Source organism: Tropicimonas marinistellae (genome assembly GCF_001509585.1).
GTDB classification, from domain to species: Bacteria; Pseudomonadota; Alphaproteobacteria; order Rhodobacterales; family Rhodobacteraceae; genus Tropicimonas; species Tropicimonas marinistellae.
Genome location: NZ_LNCI01000007.1, coordinates 390120 through 405998 on the forward strand (window position 1 = coordinate 390120; position 15879 = coordinate 405998).

Genomic DNA, 15879 nt, shown 5'->3' on the forward strand with positions numbered 1-15879 from the left:
TTTGTAAGGATCGCACATGCCAAAGACCCTTGTGGGGCCACGCCTCCGTCAGTTGCGCAGGGAGCGGAAGCAGACACAGGCCGAGATGGCCAAGCAGCTTGGCGTGAGCGCATCCTACGTCAACTTGCTGGAAAACAACCAAAGATCTCTGTCCGTCCAGATGTTGATGACGATCGCCGACACCTATGCGATCAACTGGCGCGATCTGGCAAAGGACGAAAGTACGCGGCGTGTCGCGGATCTTCGCAATGCCGTGCAGGATCCGATGTTTTCCGGCGACATGCCCGACATTCAGGAGCTTCGCGGCGCAATCGACCATGCACCGCGGCTCGTCGAGCATTTTCTCCAACTGCATGATTCTCACCGCGCGGCGCTGGAAAAGATCATGAAACTCGGCGGCGCGGATTCGGCCAGCGAGCTGCTACGCTCTTCGCCCGAATCGATGATCCACGATTTCTTCCGCGACCACAGCAATTACTTCCCCGAGCTCGAAACCGCGGCAGAGGCCGCGTGGGGCGGGCGATTCAGTACACCTGAGAACCGTTACTCCGAACTGCGCGATCGGTTGGAGCAGGAACATGGGATATCCGTCGTCGTCCGCCGCATCGACGATATGGGAGACGCGCTTCGGTTCTACAGCGAACCCGATCGGCAGGTACATCTCTCTCAGGCTCTCAATAATTCGAACCGCGTCTTCCAGTTGGCGCACGTCCTGTGCGTGGTCGAACATGCGTCGACCCTGGCCGACGTCGTTGCGCAGAGCGGGATCGAGTCGCCCCAGGCCCTGGCACGATTGAGGGTGGAACTGGCAAACTACTTCGCGGCTGCGTTCCTGATGCCCTATGACGCGTTCTATGCCGAAGCCGAAAGCACCGGGTATGACCTGGACCGGATTGCTGCGGCTTTCGGAACATCCTTCGAACAGGTCTGTCAGCGCGTCACAACGTTGCAGAGAGAAGGTGCGCGCGGCGTCCCGTTCTTTTTCATTCGAATTGACAAGGCCGGCAATGTCACCAAGCGGTTCAATTCAACATCGTTTCACCTCGCCGAGCACGGTGGGTCCTGCCCCGTCTGGAACATCCATACAGCGTTCTACACGCCTGGCGTTATCATGCCCCAATTCGTCGAAATGCCCGACGGCGACAGGTATTTCACGATCAGCAGAACTGTCCATCGCCCGGTGTTCAGCGAAGAGACGCAGGACCGCCGCCTGACGCTCGCCCTGGGCTGCGAAGCCGGCTACGCGCACCGAATCCGCTATGCCTCGAGCTACAACTTCGACGACCCCAAGCTCTATGCGCCGATCGGGATCAATTGCCACCTCTGTCCTCGTCAGGCGTGCTCACAGCGGGCGCACCAGCCCTTGTTCATCGAACTGCCGATGGACGAAAACCGGCGCGGCAGTACGCGCTACGAAAGCTGAAAAAAGAAAGGGGCCTCGCGGCCCCTTGCTGAGTTGCGGTCTGGGAGTATCTACTCGGCGGCTTCTACCGCTTTGTTCCTTTTGAGAAACTTCGCGACCATCGGGTAGCTGACGAGCGCAACGGCAATCAGGATACAGACCAGGGAGATTGGCCGCTCCAGGAAAGTCATCGGATCACCCTGGCTGGAAATCAGCGACTGACGCATGGAACGCTCCGCGAGAGGACCGAGCACGATCGCCAGGACCGCCGGCGCAACCGGGTAGTTGAGCTTGCGCAGAAGGTAGGCGGCAACGCCGATGATCAGCATGATCCAGGTGTCGAACATCCGGTCGGTGGTGGCGAACACGCCAAGCACGCAGAGTGTGAAGATGATCGGCGTCAGCAGCGTGAAGGGCATGGCCAACACCCGGATGAAGACCGGGATGAGTGCGATATTGAGGATCACGGTCGCAAAGTTGGCAACGTACATCGAGCCGATCAGGCCCCAGACGAAATCCGGGCTCTCGGTGAAGAGAAGCGGCCCCGGGCGAAGACCCCAGATGATCATCCCGCCAAGCAGGATCGCCGTGGTGGGCGAACCCGGAATTCCGAGCGTGATCATCGGAAGCATGGAGCCGGTCGAGGCCGCGTTGTTGGCCGCTTCAGGCGCGGCCACGCCAGAGACGTTGCCCTTGCCGAAGCTGTCCGGGTCCTTCGAGAAGGTCTTGGACAGGCCGTAGGACATCAAGGAGGCAGGCGTCGCACCGGCTGCAGGCAACGTACCGACGAAGAACCCGAGCACGGAGCCGACCCAGGTCGAGTTGATGTACTCCTTTACCTGCAGCAGGTTCTGCTTCATCCGCGAGACGGTGATCTTGACCGAGTGCATCTGCACCTTTCCCGCGGTGCTTTCGAGTGTCCAGAGCATCTCGCCCACGCCGTAGACACCGATCGCAAGCACCAGGAAGCCAATGCCACGCTGGAATTCGACCATGTCGAAGAAGATCATGCGCGGTTGACCGGAGATGATATCGAAACCGACGGCAGCGAGAACAAGTCCGAGCAGGATCGAGAAGATCGTCTTTGGAATATCGTCGCCGCCCAGCCCGACAAAGGTAGCGAAGGCCAGAAGCATCAGCGCGAATTCCTCCTGCGGCCCGAATTTCAGCGCGAAGGCAGCAAGCGGCGGCGCAAAGAGAGTGAACAGGATGATCGAGACCGTGCCGCCGATGAATGAGGCAATGGCGGCGGCCATGAGGGCCTGGTCGGCCTTTCCGGCCTGGGCCATAGGTCGCCCGTCAAACACCGTGGCCACGGCCGTTGACGCGCCTGGAATGCCAAGAGTGATCGACGAGATCGCGCCGCCATACATCGCTCCGTAGTAGAGCGCGGCAAGGAAGATGATCGCTGCGGTCGGCGGGACCAGGAAGGTGACGGGTAGCAGGATCGCAACGCCGTTTACCGATCCCAGCCCGGGCATGCAGCCCACGAAGAGGCCGGCGAGGCAGCCTGCGAAGATCATGAAGAGATTGAGCGGCTCGAAGGCTTGCAGCAATCCGGAGCCAAGTGAAACCAGGATCGTTTCCATGGATTGAGACCTTTCAGTAGAACCACTCGTAGCGGAGGTTGTCGATGAAGAGGAAACCTTCCTCGAAGAACGGCAAACCCTTGGGCAGGTATTTGGTCAGGGCGACTTCGAAGAGCAGGTAGACGAATACCGGTGTCCCTATGACGAAGGCCATCGTCGTGCCCCAGGAGTGGTGTCCAAGGATACGCACGTAGAGCACCATGAAGATCATGAGCGACAGATAGGTGCCGACGATCTGCATAAGGATGAGCAGGCCCAGGAGGGACGCAGCGGAAACCGCGACGAGAAAGAGAGTCTCGGGGTCGATATACGGTGCATCGGACCGTGATTCGGGCGTCTTGCCCCGAAACCAGCGGTACAACGTGGCGAGAGAGGCGAGCGCCATGCCCGCAGACAGCCAGAATGGCCAGACGCCAGCGCCGGGGCCGCGCCCTTCAACCCAGCCGATATTGAGTTCATCGGTGTAGACGTTAAGCATAAGGCCCAGCGACATCAGCAATGTCGCGATCGCCATAAGGAGTTCTGCTGTACGAACCGTCATTCGGTGGGCTCCGTCATTTTGTCAGTCAACCTTCCGTTCGGAAACAGCGACATACCCGGCACCCGTGTGCCGATCGGTTTTCGTTTGGTAGTCTTGGAGGAACGGAGCCCGCGCGAATGCGGGCTCCGCAGGTTATCGGGCCTTATTCGCCGGTGATGGCGTCGGCACCGACCTGTTCGATAAGCGCGACATGCGCGTCTTTCTGGGTGGCGTGGAACTCGGCAAGCTCCTCGCCCTTCATCATGGTTTCACAGGTCAGGCCGTCGCTCTTGCAGAACTCTTGCCACTCTTCGCTGTCAAACAGGGTCTGGAACAGGTTGGTGTACCACTCGACCGCTTCCGGGCTCATGCCCGGAGGGCCGTTCACCGAACGCTGCATGTAGTACTCGATGTCCACATCCAGTTCCTTGGCCGTCGGCACATCCGGGAAGGCCGGCATGCGTTCGGCGGTGAACTGCACCAGCGGCTTGGTGTTGCCGGCACGCCAGAACTCCATTTGCTCGGCCGGGTTGTTGACCGTCGAGTCGATCTGGTTGCCGACCAGGTTTTTGGCCACGGTGCCACCGCCCGGGAACGGGATGTAGGTGACTTCGTAGTCGAAGGCCGCTTCCATCATCGCAGTCAGGACCGAGTCTTCCTGACCGGAACCGGTACCGCCAACTTTCCAGTCCAGCCCGGCTTCCTTCACCGTCGAAACATAGCTGTCGAGATCGGTGATGTCGTCCCGGTCCGAGTTGACCCAGAGCAGGAACGTGTCCATCGCCATCAAGCCGATCGGCGTGAACTGCGTGACATCCACGCCCAGGTCTTCCTGGATGATCGGCGTGGTGTAGAAGCTGTTCAGCGTCATCATCACGGTGTGATCATCGCCGGCCTTGTCCTGCAGGTAGCGGAGAGCCTCGGCGCCGGATCCGCCCGGCTTGTTGATCGGAATGAACGGGCGCGGGCTCAGATCATGCTTTTCGATCAGGCCCTGGAGCAAGCGCGCAATTTGGTCCGCGCCTCCGCCGGTTCCCGCCATGATGATGAATTCAACAGGCTTGCGCGGTTGCCACTCGGCCATGGCGGCCGGTGTCATGACAGCCAACGCAGCGGCGCTCATCGTCAAAGTCTTCCAAAGTTTCATGTAGTCCTCCCATTGATCGACCCTGTCTGGGTCTTCTCCGCGGCGTCCGGTTTGGTTTCCTTGATCTCCCCGCCAGATCTCATGCGGGGGTCCGAACACCACACAAATTCCGATTAAGTTTCCTCCCTTCTGTCAGCCATATTCGATCAGTGAACCATTACGACCGGGATCGCTGCCTCCTCGACAACAATCGCGGAGTTTCCGCCCAGCAACGTCTCGCGCTCGTAGCTTTCATGATAGGCGCCCATAATGAGCAGATCAGCGCCAACTTCGTCGCATTTTGCCAGAAGCTGCCGGCCCGGAACGCCGTGGACGTGGAAATTGACGACCTCGGACGCGACACCGCGGCGCCCAAGGTACGCCTGGAACTCCTCCGCAGTGGCGGCGTGTTCGGTCTTTCCACCGGTCAAGATCGTGACCTTTTCGGCATTCTCGATCAACGGCATGGCGAGCGCCACCGCGCGCGATGCTTCCATCGACCCGTTCCAGCCGATAGCGACATGCTTTCCAAGGTCGGGCGCAACCTGATCCGTATCGGCACATACCAGTACGGGACGTCCGGAGTAGAACAGCGCCTCCTTCAACGTGTTGAAGCCAAGGTTTTCCGACTTGCTCGGTTTGGAGACACAGATCAGGTCCGACAGGCGGCCAAGATGGCGCACCGCATCCACTTGTTTTCCGACGTACTCGTAGAACTTTGCCGTCGGCTTGTTGAGCTCGGGGTCTTGCTCGCTGACGCCATGTTTCTTGGCGTCAGCAGAGAACTTCTCATGCAGGAAAGTCTCGTCACTGCCGGCACTCGTCTCCGAGGCCTGTTCGATCTGTTTGCGCAGGAAGGAGGGTATCACGACTCCCTTGGGCATAAGATCTTCCGTTTTCGGGTGGCAATGAACGACCTTCACGTGCGCGCCGAAGCGCTTGGCCAGTGCCGAGGCGTGGGCAAAGAGCACAGGGCCTCTGCCATCGCCGCGTACGGGCATCATGATCGTATGAAGTGTGCTACCGGGCATGGTTCAGAACAACCCGTCGATCAGGCCGTCTTCATTAATGCAGATCGACTCGGCAGATGGAACCTTGGGCAACCCGGGCATGGTCATGATGCCGCCGCAGATCACCACGATAAACCCGGCTCCGGCTGAAAGCCGAACCTCGCTGATTGGCAAGCTGTGGCCAACCGGTGCGCCGCGCTTGTTCGGATCGGTCGTGAAGGAATACTGCGTCTTGGCCATGCAAACCGGAAGGTTGCCGTAGCCCTGTTCCTCCCAATCCTTGAGCTGCTTGCGGATCTTGCTGTCAGCCAGCACTTCGTCGGCACGGTAGATGCGCTTGGCAATGGTCTCGATCTTTTCGAGGAGTGGCATGTCGTCGGGGTAGAGCGGAGCATATTGCGCCGCACCGCTTTCGACGATCTCGACAACCTTCTTCGCAAGTTCCTCGGTGCCCTTGGAGCCGTCGGCCCAGTGCTTGCAGAGGATCGCCTCCGTGCCCTGACTTGCAACGTAGTCCTTTACCGCCTGGACCTCGGCATCCGTGTCGGAGACGAAGTGGTTGATCGCCACCACTGCCGGAACCCCGAACTGCTTGAGGTTCTCGATATGGCGGCCGAGGTTCGGGCAGCCCTTCTTGACCGCATCGACGTTCTCGGCGCCAAGGTCAGCCTTGGCCACGCCGCCGTTCATCTTCATGGCACGCACGGTGGCCACGATCACGACGGCCTCGGGCTTCAGCCCCGCCTTGCGGCACTTGATGTCCATGAACTTCTCGGCACCAAGGTCAGCCCCGAAGCCGGCTTCCGTCACGACATAATCGGCAAGCTTCAGCGCCGTGGTCGTGGCGACCACGGAGTTACAGCCGTGGGCGATGTTGGCGAACGGACCGCCGTGGACGAAAGCAGGGTTGTTTTCGAGCGTCTGCACCAGGTTAGGCTGCATGGCCTGCTGCAGCAGGACCGTCATCGCGCCATCGGCCTTGATGTCGCGGCAATAGACCGGGCTGCGATCGCGGCGATAGGCCACGATGATGTCGCCCAGACGCTTTTCGAGATCGCGCAGGTCGGTGGCCAGGCACAGGATCGCCATGACCTCCGAGGCCACGGTGATGTCGAAGCCGGCCTCACGCGGGAAGCCATTGGCAACTCCGCCGAGGTTGCAGACGATCTGGCGCAGGGCGCGATCGTTCATATCCATCACCCGGCGATAGGCGACCCGGCGGATGTCGATTCCTTCCTTGTTGCCCCAGTAGATGTGGTTGTCGATCATCGCGGCCAGAAGGTTGTGTGCGCTTGTGATCGCGTGGAAGTCGCCTGTGAAGTGGAGGTTCATGTCCTCCATCGGCACGACCTGGGCGTAGCCGCCGCCGGCCGCGCCGCCCTTCATGCCGAAGCACGGGCCGAGCGACGCTTCGCGGATGCAGATCGCCGCGTTCTTGCCGATCGCGTTGAGACCGTCGCCCAGACCAACCGTTGTCGTGGTCTTTCCTTCACCGGCCGGGGTCGGGTTGATCGCAGTCACCAGAACCAGATGACCGTCCTTGTTGCCCTGAACAGACTTGATGAATTCCTCGGAGACCTTGGCCTTGTCGTGCCCGAAGGGCAGAAGGTGCTCTGTCGGAATGTTGAGTTTTGCACCAATCTCCTGAATGGGTTTTTTCTGAGCGGCGCGGGCGATTTCGATATCTGACATTAAAGTGTTCCCAGAGTCCAAAGAGGGGGTTCAACTACCAAGGGTGTCGCCGGGCTTGAGCCCAACGGCCGCTGCCCATTCGCTTGCCGGCATCTTGGCCTCGCCGGCTGGGCGTACTCTCTTCACGAGGATCCTTCCGCCGACGCATTGTACGGAAACGCCCTCGTCGGAGATTTCCCGAACACGTCCGGCGATTCCGTCGCCTGGAACGCGTGCGCTGTCGAAGATACCGACTTCGGCACCGTTGAAGGTCGTCCAGGCACCCGGCGCGGGATTTGTGCCGCGGATCAGGTCATAGACCTGCCCCACAAGCCGGTTCCACTCGATCCGGGCGTGTTTCTTGTTGCAGCGGCGTTCGTACGTCGCCTGGGATTCGTCCGGAACGATCCGCGGCGGGTTGCCGTCGCGATAGAGATCGACAACCGTGAGCACGCTTTCGACGGCGTGTGGGTAGATCTTCTTGAAATATAGGTCGATCACGGTGTCGTCGGGGCCGATCTCGCATTCCCATTGCAGAAGACTGTCCCCTTCGTCGAGCCCGTCGGAGGGATAGAACCAGGAGTATCCGGACTTCGTGGACCCCATGATGATCGGCCAGTTCACCGCCGATGGGCCGCGGTGCAACGGCAGGAGCGACGGATGGAAACAGATCGAACCATGGGTCGGTGTGTCCCGCGCCGCTTCCGGTACGAAGACGTTCACGAATGCCATGACCATCAGGTCGGCGTTGTACCCTGCCAACGTGTCCAGCGTTGACTGATCGTCGAAGTTCGCAGGTTGCTGGACCGGCAGGCCCTTTTCCAGCGCGTATTCCTTGATCGGGTCGACCGGCTTGCCTTCCTTGTCGGGCTCGCAATAGACCGCGACCACCTCGTCGGTCCCGGTATCGAGAAGTTTGGCGAGCACGTCCTTGCCGAACGCCTGCTGGCCCATGACTATCAATCGCATACTGTCCTCCCTGGGTGGGGCGGCCGGTCTTGCGCCGGCTTGTCCCGATCCCCGTTTCTACTCGGCCGCAGCCTTGTTTACGTCGCCGACGGCGCCGGATTCGACGACCTTGGCAAGTTCTTCTCCGTCGTAGCCGAGCACCTCGCTCAAGATCTCGACCGTGTGTTCACCAAGAAGCGGAGAGCGCGTGACCTCGACCGGGCTCTCGCTGAGCTTGATCGGGCAGCCGACCGACACGTAGGTGCCGCGTTCGGGGTGCTCGACCTCGACAATCGTGCCGGTCTTGCGGAGCCCCTCGTCTTCCATGATTTCCTTGGTGGAGAGGATCGGACCCACGGGGATATTCAGCGGGTTGCAGATCTCCATGACCTCGTACTTCGACTTGGTCATCGTCCAGTCCTCGATACGGGCGAAGATCGCGTCGAGATGCGGCAGGCGCTTCTCCGGTGTCGCGAATTCCTCGGCTGTCTTCCAGCCCGGCTCGCCAATCACGTCGCAGATCTTGTCCCAAACGGCGGCTTGAGTGATGAAGTAGGTGTATGCGTTCGGGTCGTCGTGCCAACCCTTGCACTTGAGGATACGGCCCGGCTGCCCGCCACCGGAATCGTTGCCGGCCCGCGGCGTCGCATCGCCAAACTCGATCCCTTCGCCGTATTGGCTGTATTCCTTGAGCGGCCCAGCCTTAAGGCGCTGCTGATCGCGAAGCTTGACCCGGCAGAGGTTGATCACCCCGTCCTGCATGGGCGCCAGCACCTTTTGGCCTTTGCCGGTTTTTGCAGCCTGGTAGAGAGCGGTCACGATCCCGAGTGCGAGGTGCAGCCCGGTGCCGCTGTCGCCGATTTGCGCGCCCGTCACCAGCGGCGGTCCATCGAGGAACCCGGTGGTCGATGCGGCCCCGCCGGCACATTGCGCGACATTCTCGTAGACCTTGCAGTCCTCGTACTTGCCCGGGCCAAATCCCTTGACGGAGGCAAGGATCATCTTCGGATTGATCTCCTGGATACGCTCCCAGGTGAACCCCATGCGGTCGAGCGCTCCGGGGGCGAAGTTCTCCACCATCACATCGCAGGTCTCGATGAGGCGGGTCAGAACCTCCTTGCCGGTCTCGTTCTTCGAGTTCAGCTCGATCGACCGTTTGTTGTGGTTAAGCATCGTGAAGTAGAGCGAATCGGCGCCGGGCACGTCCACGAGTTGCTTGCGGGTCGCATCACCGACGCCCGGGCGCTCCACCTTGATCACATCTGCCCCGAACCAGGCCAGAAGCTGTGTGCAGGTCGGACCCGATTGCACGTGCGTGAAGTCGAGAATCTTGACACCCTCAAGAGCTTTCATGTCGGTCACTCCCTGTTCACTTGATTTTCTTGGCCTGCGGGTAGCGCTGCTGCGCCACGACCGACGACGGGTTCAGATTGCCGATATTGCCGCTTTCCTTGCCGGCGCCCTCGGCGATCACCGCGTTGATCAGGGTCGGTTTGCGGCTGGCGAAGGCATCCGCAATCGCCTGTCGCAGGGCATCCGGATTGTCGACGCTGACGCCTACGCCGCCAAAAGCCTGCATCATCATGTCATAGCGGGAGTCCTTGACGAAAACCGTGGTGGCCGGGTCTTCGCCGCCGGACCAGTTTTCCCCGTCACCACGATAGATGCCGTTGTTGTTCATGATCACGATGCAAACCGGCAGGTCGTAGCGGCAGACAGTCTCGATCTCCATGCCGCAGAAACCGAAGGCGCTGTCGCCCTCGACCGCCAGGACCTGGTTGCCGGTCTCGACCGCGGCCGCGATGGCGCTGCCCATGCCGACACCCATGATCCCCCAGGTGCCCACATCCAGACGCTTGCGAGGTTTATGAATGTCGACGATCGAACGGCATTGGTCGAGCGCGTTGGCGCCTTCGTTGACCAGTACCACGTCCGGATTGGCCGCAATGGCCTCTTTGATAACCCCGAGCGAGCCCTGGTAATCCATCGGCGAATTGTTGTTCTTCAGCCGCGGGGCCATCTTGGCGACGTTCCCTTCGACCTTGGCACGCACCGCGCCCGTCCATTCCTCGGACGGCTTTTTCCAATCGCTGCCGATTGCCTCCAGCAGCGCATTGGCACAGCTTCCCACGTCGCCGATCAGGGGCGCGGAGATTTGCTGGTTGCTGTCCATCTCCGTGGGTTCGATGTCGATCTGGACGAAAGACTTCGATCCCTTCTCGCCCCAGGCCTTGCCCTGTCCGTGGCTCAGCAGCCAGTTCAGACGCGCGCCGATCAGGAAGACGCAATCGCTCTCCTTGAGCACAAGCGACCGTGCGGCAGAGGCACATTGAGGATGGGTGTCGGGCAGCAGGCCCTTGGCCATCGACATTGGCAGATACGGGAAGCCCAGCGTTTCCACGAGCTTTTTCACCGCCTCGTCACTCTGCGCGTAGGCCGCCCCCTTGCCGATGATGATCAGCGGCTTCTTGGCGGCCGACAAGACATCGACGGCGCGCGAGATGGCTTCCGGCGCTGGCACGCTGGCAGGATTCGGGTCGACCACCTCGATCAGCGATTTCTGACCCTCGACTGCATCCATCACTTGACCCAATAGTGCTCCGGGGATGTCCAGGTAGACGCCGCCGGGCCGGCCAGTCAGCGCCGCGCGGATCGCGCGGGCAACCCCGAGTCCGATGTCTTCGGCATGCAGGATGCGATAGGCCGCCTTGGCATGGGGCCGCGCGATGGCAAGCTGGTCCATCTCTTCGTAGTCGCCACGTTGCAGATCGACAATCTCGCGCTCGGAGGAGCCGGAAATCAGGATCATTGGCCAGCAATTGGTGGTTGCATGTGCCAGGGCGGTCAGGCCGTTCAGGAAGCCCGGCGCCGATACCGTCATGCAGATCCCGGGCTTCTTGGTCAGGAAACCCGCGGCTGCCGCAGCATATCCGGCATGCTGCTCATGGCGAAACGACAGCACGCGCATACCCTGCGCCTGCGCATAGCGACCGAGATCCGTAATCGGGATACCTGGCACGTTGTAAATCGTGTCGACACCGTTCAGCTGAAGCGCGTCGATAAGAAGGTGAAACCCATCTGTCAGCGATTCCGGCGCTGGCTCCGCGCTGGTCTGGATTTCCTCTGTCGCATTTGCAACGGCCATTTCTTGTCCTCCCTGACTGCTTTGGCTGAATGTCCGCGAACTCCGTCGCGTTTTCCCCTAGGCAGTGTCCGATTTTTCCCTGAGATTGAGTTCCAGCCGGGTCCACGTCCGGCGGACATGTTCATGAAGGCGCATCGTGTGCTCACGCACCCGGACCGCAGCGAGATCGGGGTCGCGAGCTTCAAGCGCTTCTATGATTTCAGCATGATCCACAACGGACCTCCGAAGCCGGTCGCCCTCCCCCATCGCCCGCAACCGAACGGCGTGCATATGGAGAAACAGCCCGTCCGCCATCGTCTTGAGCAATGAGCACTTCGAGATCTCGAGGATGCGCTGATGAAACTTGATATTGTCGTCCGAGTATTCCGGGATCTCGGTGTTTTGCGTACCGCCGGAGTATTTCGCCGCAATCTTCCGAAGAGATTCGATTTCGGAGTTCGATGCCTTCTCAGCAGCGAGGCGTGCCGCCATGCTTTCCAGCGCCGCCCACGCAACGATCATCTCGAGAACCTCTTCGAGGCTCTTGCGACGCACGAACACGCCCTTGCGGGGCACCACGGAAACGAGACCATCGCTCTCCAGCCGACCTATTGCGTCGCGCAGTGGCGTTCTGGATATTCCCAGCTGCTGAGCCAACGACCGTTCGTCCAACCGCAGGTCGGCGTCGCTTGAGTAGATGTCCATAGCCGTGATGGCCTCGCGCAGTCTCTCGTAGACGTGATCCTTGAGCGTGAAGTTGGTCGCGATTGGTCGAAGCTTCATGCTTCTCCTCCGTGGTCAAGTGCAATCTGCGACGCTTCACTGATCATGTGGTATACCATAGACCAGCGATTTTGTTTCGGCAATTCCCTTTTCCAAGCCAGTTTCGCTGCAGATGCACATTTTGTATTTGGTATCCCAGCCTAACACCAAGATTTCTCAATGTCTTTCCCTTACGAGATACATTCAAATTCACTAACTTGAATTTATACGGCCATACTCCTAACTTATTGTTTATAAACATTATTTATTCGTCTTCGAGATGGGGTGAATTTCAGAATCCCCCCAATTACTGGGCATTCATTACTGCAGTGCGGCGAAAACAAGGAACAAATGCACCAGCGGTTTTTGACTCTTTATTGGGAAAAAACATAAGCACAGATTCGACCGCTTGAAGGTCAAGAACCATCGTGGTATTTGGCATACCAAGGATCAGATCGCTACGGTAATGAGCCGTCTTGCCCGGCGGAAATGATCGAAGCAGAAGTCAATCGGAGGGACTGCGGCATGCTCATACGCGCAAGCGATTCTGTCCTCGTCGTTATCGACATGCAGGAAAGGCTGGTGCCGGCGATGCAGGCGCCCGCAAGGACGATTCGAAATACCCGCACGCTGATGGCGAGCGCGCAGGAAATCGGCGTTCCGATCATCATGACCGAGCAATATCCCGCCGGATTGGGGCACACCGTTCCCGAGTTGTCCTCGGTTCCGACGGCGACTGTGCTCAGCAAGATGCATTTCTCATGCATGGAAGATGAGACCTTTTCGGACGAGTTCCGGCGTTTCGGGCGAAAGCAAGCGGTGCTCGCCGGAATGGAGGCGCACATCTGCGTCGTGCAGACGGCAGCCAGCCTCATTGAAGAAGGCTACGAGGTGTTTGTGGTCTCGGACGCCACGGCGTCACGCACACTCGAAAGCGAGCAGGCCTGCATCGCCCGCCTGAACGCCAGCGGCGTCGGTATCGTCACCACCGAAATGGTCGTGTTCGAATGGCTCGGGAAAGCCGGCACACCCGCCTTCAAGAAGCTATTGCCGCTCATCAAGTAAACAGATTCCACACGCGACCGAATGGTCACTTTCACGGGAGGAAATGAAGACGTGAACATCCATGAATACCAGGCGAAGGCGCTACTTCGCGACTTCGGTGCCCCGGTCAGTGACGGTCGAATCGTCCACAAAGCTGATGAGGCCAAGATTGCTGCGGGCGAACTTGATGGCCCGATCTGGGTCGTAAAGGCCCAGATACACGCCGGCGGCCGTGGAAAGGGCGCATTCAAGGAACCGGAAGCAGGCGAAAAAGGCGGCGTGCGGGTTACGAAGTCTGTCGAAGAGGCCGCACGGGAAGCAAGCCGCATGCTTGGCCGGACGCTGGTGACGGAACAGACCGGGCCCGAAGGCAAGGAAGTCCATCGCGTCTATATCGAGGATGGCTCCGCGATTGAGCGCGAACTCTACCTCGCCCTTCTTATTGACCGTCACAGCTCGCGCGTCTCGTTCGTATGTTCCACCGAAGGCGGAATGAACATCGAGGAGGTGGCTGCCGAGACTCCAGAGAAGATCCTGTCCTTCTCCGTTGATCCGGCCACAGGGTTCCATGGCTACCACGGACGCCGCATCGCGTTCATGCTCGGCCTCGAGGGCCAGCAGGTCAAGCAATGCGTCGGATTGATGAAGACGCTCTATCGCATGTTCATCGAGAAAGACATGGACATGCTGGAAATCAATCCGCTGATCGTCACCACCAAGGGGGACCTGATGTGCCTCGACGCCAAGATGGGCTTCGACGGCAATGCCCTCTACCGGCATCCGGATATCGCCGCGCTTCGGGACGACACGGAGGAGGACGCGAAAGAGCTGGAAGCCTCCAAGTTCGACCTGAACTACATCGCCCTCGATGGCGAGATCGGCTGCATGGTGAACGGCGCCGGTCTTGCGATGGCGACGATGGACATCATCAAACTCTACGGCTCGGAGCCCGCGAACTTCCTCGACGTCGGCGGGGGCGCAACCAAGGAGAAGGTGACGGAAGCCTTCAAGATCATCACGTCGGATCCGAACGTGAAGGGCATCCTCGTGAACATCTTTGGCGGCATCATGCGATGTGATGTGATTGCCGAAGGCGTGGTCGCTGCCGTCAAGGAGGTCGGGCTTGAGGTGCCACTCGTGGTGCGTCTGGAAGGTACTAATGTCGAGAAGGGCAAGGAGATCATCAATTCGTCCGGTCTCAACGTGATCGCCGCCGACAATCTCAAGGACGGGGCGGAGAAGATCGTTGCAGCGGTGAAGGGACAATAAGCATGGCTATTCTCGTCGATGAAACCACCAAGGTGATCTGCCAGGGGCTGACCGGCTCGCAGGGCACCTTTCACTCCGAGCAGGCCATCGCCTACGGCACCAACATGGTCGGGGGCGTCACGCCCGGAAAGGGTGGTCAGGAACACCTGGGGCTGCCTGTCTTCAATTCCGTGCACGAGGCAAAGGCCCAGACCGGGGCGAACGCCACCGTGATCTACGTGCCGCCGCCCTTCGCGGCCGACTCCATCCTGGAGGCGATCGACGCGGAGATGGAATTGATCGTCTGCATCACCGAAGGGGTCCCGGTGCTGGACATGATGCGGGTGAAGCGGGCGCTGATCGACAGCAGCTCGCGGCTGATCGGGCCGAACTGCCCCGGCATCATCACGCCCGGGGCGTGCAAGATCGGCATCATGCCCGGCCACATCCACAAGCGGGGCTCGGTGGGCGTGGTCTCGCGATCGGGCACGCTGACCTACGAGGCGGTGAAGCAGACCTCGGACAGCGGATTGGGGCAGTCCTCGGCCGTGGGGATCGGCGGCGACCCGATCAAGGGGACCGAGCATATCGACGTGCTGGAGATGTTCCTGGCAGACGATGAGACCCAGTCGATCATCATGATCGGCGAGATCGGCGGGTCGGCCGAGGAAGAGGCCGCGCAGTTCCTGATCGACGAGGCCAAGAAGGGCCGGTCGAAGCCCTGCGCGGGTTTCATCGCCGGTCGCACGGCGCCTCCGGGCCGCCGGATGGGCCACGCGGGCGCCATCGTCGCCGGCGGCAAGGGCGGCGCCGAGGACAAGATCGAGGCCATGCGATCGGCCGGCATCGTCGTCGCCGACAGCCCGGCGGATCTGGGCGAGGCCGTTCTCAAGGCCATCGGCTGAGCGTCCACCCTCCCGGACCCTCGCGCCCCGGTGTCTCACGATGAGACATCGGGGCGATTCTTTTACTTCAATGGGTTACGAGCCCGGATTTACCAGTCCTTTACCTAATGGAGCTATCCCGGAGCACGTTCCGAGGCTCCCGATGCGATCGTTTCACGGAAGTGGCCCGTGCGTGAACAGCGTGACCCCCGGGGGTCGGAACGCCGGTACCGGACCGTGGAGAGGGCGGATTTGAGCCGCACACCGCCGCCCATGGGGGCGGACCGGAGATACGCGGCCTGACGGCATTGGTTCCGCGCGGGGGCGACGGGCGCTGGCGGAGCGCCGGTGTCTTGGTGCCTATTCAATCGTACCCCACCCCGGCGCGAGCCGCGTCCCGGCGGTCCGTGGGGCGGCGATGCGCGACGGTCTGACGGCCTTTGCTCCGCGCGGCGTCTGCCAGCCAGCCATTTGGAAGATATCGGGTCGCGTTGACGATCCGGAACCAACCGGCAGGAGCGGCGCGTCGCCGGTCCGCGGGGCAGCGGTGC

The 15879-nt window shown here is 60.6% G+C and carries 14 protein-coding genes; 4 read left to right on the top strand and 10 right to left on the bottom strand.

Annotation, left to right across the window (positions count from 1 at the left end; translation table 11 throughout):
* Positions 1–16 precede the first annotated feature (16 nt).
* Positions 17–1423 carry a helix-turn-helix domain-containing protein gene (locus tag ARC39_RS17005; protein WP_068116028.1) on the top strand — a complete coding sequence of 469 codons (1407 nt, stop codon included), beginning with the start codon at positions 17–19 and terminating at the stop codon, positions 1421–1423.
* 50 nt (positions 1424–1473) lie between these two features.
* Here the strand turns inward: ARC39_RS17005 and ARC39_RS17010 are convergent, their stop codons facing one another.
* The 9 genes from ARC39_RS17010 to ARC39_RS17050 form a co-directional block, all read right to left on the bottom strand.
* Positions 1474–2991: a tripartite tricarboxylate transporter permease gene (locus ARC39_RS17010; protein ID WP_068116029.1), complete on the bottom strand. Its 1518-nt coding sequence runs from the start codon at positions 2989–2991 to the stop codon at positions 1474–1476.
* 13 nt (positions 2992–3004) lie between these two features.
* On the bottom strand, positions 3005–3532 hold the full coding sequence (locus ARC39_RS17015; RefSeq protein ID WP_068116030.1) for a tripartite tricarboxylate transporter TctB family protein: 528 nt from the start codon (positions 3530–3532) through the stop codon (positions 3005–3007).
* 142 nt (positions 3533–3674) lie between these two features.
* Positions 3675–4658: a Bug family tripartite tricarboxylate transporter substrate binding protein gene (locus ARC39_RS17020; RefSeq protein ID WP_068116031.1), complete on the bottom strand. Its 984-nt coding sequence runs from the start codon at positions 4656–4658 to the stop codon at positions 3675–3677.
* 146 nt (positions 4659–4804) lie between these two features.
* Positions 4805–5668, bottom strand: a complete 864-nt coding sequence (locus ARC39_RS17025; protein WP_068116032.1) for a universal stress protein — start codon at positions 5666–5668, stop codon at positions 4805–4807.
* A 3-nt stretch (positions 5669–5671) separates the two neighbouring features.
* Positions 5672–7339: a formate--tetrahydrofolate ligase gene (locus ARC39_RS17030; RefSeq protein ID WP_068116033.1), complete on the bottom strand. Its 1668-nt coding sequence runs from the start codon at positions 7337–7339 to the stop codon at positions 5672–5674.
* Between the two features lie 30 nt (positions 7340–7369).
* Positions 7370–8287, bottom strand: a complete 918-nt coding sequence (locus ARC39_RS17035) for a methionyl-tRNA formyltransferase (protein ID WP_236545288.1) — start codon at positions 8285–8287, stop codon at positions 7370–7372.
* Between the two features lie 57 nt (positions 8288–8344).
* Positions 8345–9619: a formyl-CoA transferase gene (gene frc / locus ARC39_RS17040; RefSeq protein ID WP_068116035.1), complete on the bottom strand. Its 1275-nt coding sequence runs from the start codon at positions 9617–9619 to the stop codon at positions 8345–8347.
* Between the two features lie 16 nt (positions 9620–9635).
* Positions 9636–11411, bottom strand: coding sequence for an oxalyl-CoA decarboxylase (gene oxc / locus ARC39_RS17045; RefSeq protein WP_068116036.1), 1776 nt, complete (start codon positions 11409–11411; stop codon positions 9636–9638).
* A gap of 57 nt (positions 11412–11468) precedes the next feature.
* Complete coding sequence (locus tag ARC39_RS17050) at positions 11469–12173, bottom strand: GntR family transcriptional regulator (protein WP_068116037.1); 705 nt, start codon at positions 12171–12173, stop codon at positions 11469–11471.
* 504 nt (positions 12174–12677) lie between these two features.
* On the opposite strand from ARC39_RS17050, the gene ARC39_RS17055 reads away from it, so the two are divergent.
* From ARC39_RS17055 to sucD, 3 genes are read left to right on the top strand one after another with little or no spacing between them, the layout of a single operon-like run.
* Positions 12678–13217 carry a hydrolase gene (locus ARC39_RS17055; RefSeq protein ID WP_068116038.1) on the top strand — a complete coding sequence of 180 codons (540 nt, stop codon included), beginning with the start codon at positions 12678–12680 and terminating at the stop codon, positions 13215–13217.
* Between the two features lie 51 nt (positions 13218–13268).
* Positions 13269–14465 (top strand): ADP-forming succinate--CoA ligase subunit beta, encoded by a 1197-nt coding sequence (gene sucC / locus ARC39_RS17060; protein ID WP_068116039.1) that lies wholly within the window; start codon positions 13269–13271, stop codon positions 14463–14465.
* Positions 14466–14467: 2 nt separating this feature from the next.
* The gene (gene sucD / locus ARC39_RS17065) at positions 14468–15349 is read left to right on the top strand and encodes a succinate--CoA ligase subunit alpha (RefSeq protein WP_068116040.1); all 882 of its coding nucleotides are present in this window, start codon (positions 14468–14470) and stop codon (positions 15347–15349) included.
* 343 nt (positions 15350–15692) lie between these two features.
* On the opposite strand, the gene ARC39_RS26280 is transcribed toward sucD, so the two are convergent.
* The coding region (locus tag ARC39_RS26280) for a hypothetical protein (RefSeq protein WP_236545289.1) at positions 15693–15879 on the bottom strand (187 nt) is incomplete at its 5' end.